This is a genomic window from Pseudoalteromonas porphyrae (assembly GCF_001298125.1).
Classification (GTDB): domain Bacteria; phylum Pseudomonadota; class Gammaproteobacteria; order Enterobacterales; family Alteromonadaceae; genus Pseudoalteromonas; species Pseudoalteromonas neustonica.
In genome coordinates this window covers 1-5,635 of record NZ_LHPH01000042.1, presented here as the reverse complement: position 1 = coordinate 5,635, position 5,635 = coordinate 1, and the positions used below count along the sequence as shown (strand labels likewise).

At 37.4% G+C, this 5,635-nt stretch carries 6 protein-coding genes and 3 pseudogenes; all 9 read right to left on the bottom strand.

Features of this window, described 5'->3' with window-relative positions:
- Positions 1 to 351 (bottom strand): hypothetical protein (locus ADS77_RS22830; RefSeq protein ID WP_235575838.1); only part of this gene is annotated, 351 nt, incomplete at its 3' end.
- A 244-nt stretch (positions 352 to 595) separates the two neighbouring features.
- Complete coding sequence (locus ADS77_RS20885; protein WP_054456144.1) at positions 596 to 1,681, bottom strand: IS4 family transposase; 1,086 nt, start codon at positions 1,679 to 1,681, stop codon at positions 596 to 598.
- A gap of 187 nt (positions 1,682 to 1,868) precedes the next feature.
- Positions 1,869 to 1,970: pseudogene (locus ADS77_RS22980) on the bottom strand (transposase DNA-binding-containing protein); the annotation flags it as partial.
- Positions 1,971 to 2,227: 257 nt separating this feature from the next.
- Positions 2,228 to 2,776: a hypothetical protein gene (locus ADS77_RS20880; RefSeq protein WP_054456142.1), complete on the bottom strand. Its 549-nt coding sequence runs from the start codon at positions 2,774 to 2,776 to the stop codon at positions 2,228 to 2,230.
- Positions 2,777 to 2,946: 170 nt separating this feature from the next.
- Positions 2,947 to 3,038 (bottom strand): annotated as a pseudogene (locus ADS77_RS22930) (Mobile element protein); the annotation flags it as partial.
- A 125-nt stretch (positions 3,039 to 3,163) separates the two neighbouring features.
- The gene (gene rhtB, locus ADS77_RS20875; protein WP_054456140.1) at positions 3,164 to 3,778 is read right to left on the bottom strand and encodes a homoserine/homoserine lactone efflux protein; all 615 of its coding nucleotides are present in this window, start codon (positions 3,776 to 3,778) and stop codon (positions 3,164 to 3,166) included.
- Positions 3,779 to 4,161: 383 nt separating this feature from the next.
- Positions 4,162 to 4,254, bottom strand: a pseudogene (locus ADS77_RS22280) (Mobile element protein); the annotation flags it as partial.
- Positions 4,255 to 4,617: 363 nt separating this feature from the next.
- A complete protein-coding gene (locus tag ADS77_RS20870; RefSeq protein ID WP_054456138.1) occupies positions 4,618 to 5,064 on the bottom strand; it encodes a hypothetical protein in 447 nt (148 codons plus the stop codon).
- Positions 5,065 to 5,333: 269 nt separating this feature from the next.
- On the bottom strand, positions 5,334 to 5,635 hold a 302-nt coding region (locus tag ADS77_RS22415; protein ID WP_161803892.1), incomplete at its 5' end, for a hypothetical protein.

The following is a 5,635-nucleotide window of genomic DNA, read 5'->3' as shown; positions in this document are numbered from 1 at the left end:
AAAGAACACATTCATAGTAGCTGAAGGCTCCAATAACCTATAGTTCAAGTCAATTGTAAAAGAGGTGTCTTGACCTTCGTATATATCTGTAGAGGATATGTATACTATTTTCATAGCATTTCCATTACATGTATCAGGAATGGAGTTTAGTCGCTCTAAAGATTCTGGCCCATCAGTCTCACTCGTTGTAGTTAAAATGCCATTCTTAATATCTAAAGAAAAAGTGAAAGTCTGACCATTGGAAATTATAATTAAATTATTCCCAACAACTTTCATACTGGTATCATCAGTTATTTGACTATAGCTGCCACTAAGTGAGCATTTATATCGAATTACATCACCATTATTCATTATTCATTATTCATTATTTTAATAGTACTTTCTTGGTTCCCTGCTTCATGCAAGGGCGTGTTGACCTTTCGTGATTAATTTTTCAGCAGTGTGTTTGGTATTTAGGCAAGGCAGCGCCTATGGTGTGTGGTTGCTCCCCATAAATAGGCGATAACGCAGTATAAATGCCAAACATGCGCTGCCCAAAGGGTTCTTCCTAGGGGCGATTGACTCTTTGTTACCTACACGGATGTCTGTCTCTTGATCACAAGTTAGCATCCTGCTGCAGCGCTTTTAATAGCTCAGTAGCTTCAACCATATCCATTAGCCTATACCAGCCTAGCCATAACGCCTTAAAACCAACCCGACCATTTCTTTTACTATCGTTCCAACCCCCGAGTCGGGCTAACGCATAATAAAACCAGTAGACCGAAGGTGGGCTTGCGGGGGGAGGTGCTCCTTTTTCGGTCCTCATCCAAAGTAATTGCCACGTTAATTTTTGTGTACACTCTTCACAGTTGATTTGTGTTGCCTGTTTATTATTTTGGGCTATTTCTTGTAACTGCATTAAACGTACAGCAATAAATGCTTGAATAATGGCGGTACGCATTATATTGTTTTTACGTTGCAATCTTAGCCTTTCAACATCCGTCCCGTCTGACTTCCAGACTTTGTGAAACTCTTCTATCCGCCAACGTAATTCATAATACTTGACTATCTTCAATGCATCTTCCGGGTTATTAATTGCTTCATTGGTATAAAGTACCCAACAGAGCGGATCTTCCACATCAGTGTTTTTTTTCTTACAAATAATCACATTAACCTTTAGCGAAGCTGCTCCTTCACCCAGTTGGGGCTTTTTGATAACAACGGATTCATAGCTTAACATTAGATGGGCTTTTCTGGCTTTACGCCCACCTCGTTGTTTAATTTCGACGCTATAACTACACTGTTGAGGGCTTGTTTCAATGAGCGATTTTAGCTTGCTGTTAGGCTCGAGCAGTACCCGATTTTCTTTCGCTCGAACTAAAAATCGGTGTTTATGTTGAATGTGATAATCCAAATATTCATAGATATCAGCTTCCCGATCGCAGACATCAATAACATTTGATACTCCATTAACTTTCGCCTTTATTTTTTCAAAACAGGCCTTCCACCGGTAAGTTTCTTTCTCTTCGAAGGGTCTATTTTGTTGTTCTGTTGGTGTTCCTTTTACTGCTTTATCACGATAAAAGTAGTGTTGATTTGCTAACCCAATGGTTTGCTCTGTGTGTGCATCCAATACTAAAGTTGAGTGAGCATAAAGCGTTCTTGTTTTTGTCTTTCCATTTTTTTGAGCAACAAACGTCACCTAACTCTTGTACAACATTATGTTTAAATGTCAGGCCCGTTGTATCTTGGATAGCTAATACCAAGGGTCTTTGCTGCATAATATCATGAGTATGTTTGAAGCCTGCATTAGCCATGTCTTCGGGGGAAATATTCTCATTTCGAATGAAACGATAGGCACCTTCGATTTTATCGGAAGAACCGCAAGCCTTAACAATTGAGCTGGAAGCATTGCTAGCCATATCACTGGTGAGTTGAACTAATCGTTTGGTTCGTCGAGGATCCCCCAAGTTGGCTTGTCCAAAAATCATTTGTGCCCATTCTGTAGGGTTCGGATTAAACATTGTGTTTTCCCTAGGAAAGAAAAACACCATTAGATCATAACGCTATTAAAATTTAAACTTCTGTATAAGAGACAGACACGGATGTAGGTAAGGGGCGAGAGCAGGACGCGGAAACTTTGCTCGGTTTTTACTTAGCCCGCTAGGTTACAAACCTCGCGCCGCGATTAAATCGCCCCTAGATTGAACAAATTTCAATCCACAAAGGTCCACACGCTCTAGCATCCCTAATAATAATATAAAATTAAATCATTATTGGCTTTGTCCGAATCCGCAATCCAACTTTCAAACTGCATTTTTTGATCAACGGAAATGTCACAACTCCCAATATTTTTCAGTGCCTTACTGAAGTCCTTTCGCTCTAGAGAGAAAACGATAGGGAAGTCATCGGGTAAACCTATTTTAATTTCCCCTTCCCGGTCAACCTTATAAATCTTGAATTCATCATAATCGTAAAATACGTCGACAGCGTCACTTGGATACCAGTTGTTGTTATTTAATTTCACCCCAAATACTTGAATAATACGCTCAATCACATACCAGTGCTTAGTACAATTCCCGGCTATTTGGGGTGTACCTCCATTAAGAAATAAGCTCAATATATCCGTTGCGGGAAGCCAGCCATCTTCTATTTCAAATTGGTCATCTAGACCAGCCAATGATGACTTAAGTATTCCAAACATTACTTCATATGAACCTTTTTTTGCATTTTTAGGTCCTAGAATGCTTGAAAGAAGGTCAAGATCCATTCTAAAAGGAACCACTCCATATCCCATAAATATTCCCTATAATCACTAGTTAGTTGTTTATAATTACAAAGTTAAAAAAATTGACACCCACCTTAAATAAATACTGAAGTCATAAACCCAGTAAGGGTAAAAACTTAATTACCCGCTCTTACTCATAGCAGACATCTAAAACAAAAAATAAGACAGCCACTCTAATTGCCGTATAGAAATGATCGGCGTACATAGCGAGAAATACAGTGATAGTATTTTGTATCAACCAAACTTATTTACGTTTTCTTGCAACTGCCATGCATTACCCTGTTTTTTTTCATACTAATTAAAAACCGCCTATTGCACTTCCTGTTAATAAAAAACGCATGATGGGTGGTGTGGAAGGTTGGAGTTTAGAGGCCTTCGTCAACCGATTAGCTGTTTTTACTCAGCCTTTGCTAGAACTATTCCCATACTAATAAACAATGCGCCAAATAATTTATTCACAAAACACATAAATCTTTGATTAGATAAGTACGGCTTCACAAATAAACCTAACAAGGAGTAACCTACCATAACGACACTGTCAATAAATATGACCGTTATACCCAGTATCATATATTGCTCTGTGGGTGAATTATTGACATTAACAAATTGTGGTAAGAATGCGGCTAAAAATACGATTGATTTTGGGTTCATTAAATTCACCACAAAGCCTTGTTTAATAAGTTGACCATAAACCGAAGTATTAGAAGATTCACCTACATTTAGAGTTCCTTTTTCTCGCCATTTTATGAAACCAAGATATATCAAATACGCGGCACCAGTATATTTAACAATTTCGAAAAAAACAGCTGATGATGCTAGCAGTGCACCTAAACCAAAAGAGACAACCAATATATGAAGAGCCAGAGCCAATTGAAGCCCTATAAGTCCTCTCAAAGCAGCTTTTATACCTCCCATCATTGAATTATTAATTGAAGCAACAGTACCTGCTCCAGGAGCAAGACTAAACACAACACATGCGGCAACAAATGTAAACCAAACACCTAATCCCATTAAATTTCTCCGTAATTAATGAAAAATGCTAGACAGCTAACAAGGCTTTAGAATAACCCGTTTTTAATTTATTTTTATTGATGGTTTAACCATAGCTGAGTTCTTATTCTGGTTCAATCGGTTACTTCGATTTTACGTAACTATAAAAAGAGAACTTGGTGTTGTTTTAATGGCCGTTTTGGAAGGGATTGCAGGTATGTGGTTTATTTAAGGTAATAAGGGTTTACCCTTTATTAATGCAGTGCCTTTCTCATCTTTTCTAGATGATGAACAAGGCAACACAGCTGCCGCAGAATAAAGTGAATGCATTCTCTTTCGTTTGTCCGCACAAGAGGTCTATTTGTTCATCTCTTTATCGACTGTAATAAACAATAAGACAGCCTGCCGCATAAAAATGCTCGACGTACACAGCGAGAAATACAATGATAGTATTTTGTATCAACCAAACTTATTTGACGTTTTCTTGCAACTGCCATGCATTACCCTGTTTTTTTCATACTAATTAAAAGCTGATGAAAATATAACCTTTAGAATGGGTGTCATCTTTATTTATTATTTATTGTCTTATTTGAAACCTCAGTATGACAGCTGCCCTAGAGGCATCGTGGGTGCAAAGGCAAATAAGACCTCTTGGATCTCATGAGGCCGCGGCAACGAAATAGCCATTAGACGCCGGATATATGTCATAGGACCATTACCTTTATTAGTAAAAACTCGCTGACGCGGTGATCATCATGTAATAACAAAAATGTACTGTAAAAGAATAAAAAACCACCTGAAAATTTGACTCAGGCGGAGTGGCCATATATGTCATCTTTATTCATCTCATCACGCCGGTTTTATTTAACTTGCTTACTCTCTTGATAAACGTACTGAGGTAGAGCTTTTAGTGCTCTATCTGACGGTACTTTTTGGAAAAATAGTTGATTCATAGGATTACTTCCAGTTTCACTGTACCCTGATGAAATGTTTGCGTAAAACTTTTCATTTGAGCGGGTGTTGAAAGTTAAAGAATACTTCTCACTATTTCTGTTCCAGCCTTCGTAAATTGAAATGGTGTTGCTACCTTCTTCAAGATATAGCCAAGTGTAACCATATGGTCCAAGTGTTGCGATATGCTCGTTGTTAAGGATAATTTGGAAGGCATTTTTTACTTCAGGGCTCTTGTATATAAATACAGCCGAACGAGTATCTAGTGGTTTATCCGCTTTATGAAAAGGTGGGCCTAGCGCTTTACAACCACTGATAGTGAATAATAAGGCTAAAATTAATAATCGTAATTTCATGTTTGCTTATAATTAGATTTAAAAACTTAGGGTACACCCAATAAGGTTTATATGTAAACGTGATAGGAAATAAAATTGGACAAACAAAAATATATGCCTGTCCTTTTAATTTTTCTCACTAATTAAAAGCTAGTGGAAAATATAGAAAATACAAACTTTAGGTTGGGTGTCTACTTTATATATTTGTCTGAGATCCTATTTAAATATTGAACAGTCAGCTTTAGTGCTCACTGCCGACCTCAGGGCGTGTTTTTATATATTTATTACGATCAATTAGAATGTATTGTTAATAATTTCCTGTCAAAAATAGCCGTTGAGTCAGGGTCAGATGGCTGCATTAAAACATTTAAATAATATGGCGATGCACCTTCTAAATCTATAGGCTCATGATTCACAGTAATTGAACTACTCCCATTAGCAGCTTGTGTGATGTCTATTGAGGGTTCATCAGGAGAAAAATATACATCATTTTCTCCTGAAAAGAACACATTCATAGTAGCTGAAGGCTCCAATAACCTATAGTTCAAGTCAATTGTAAAAGAGGTGTCTTGACCTTCGTATATATCTGTAG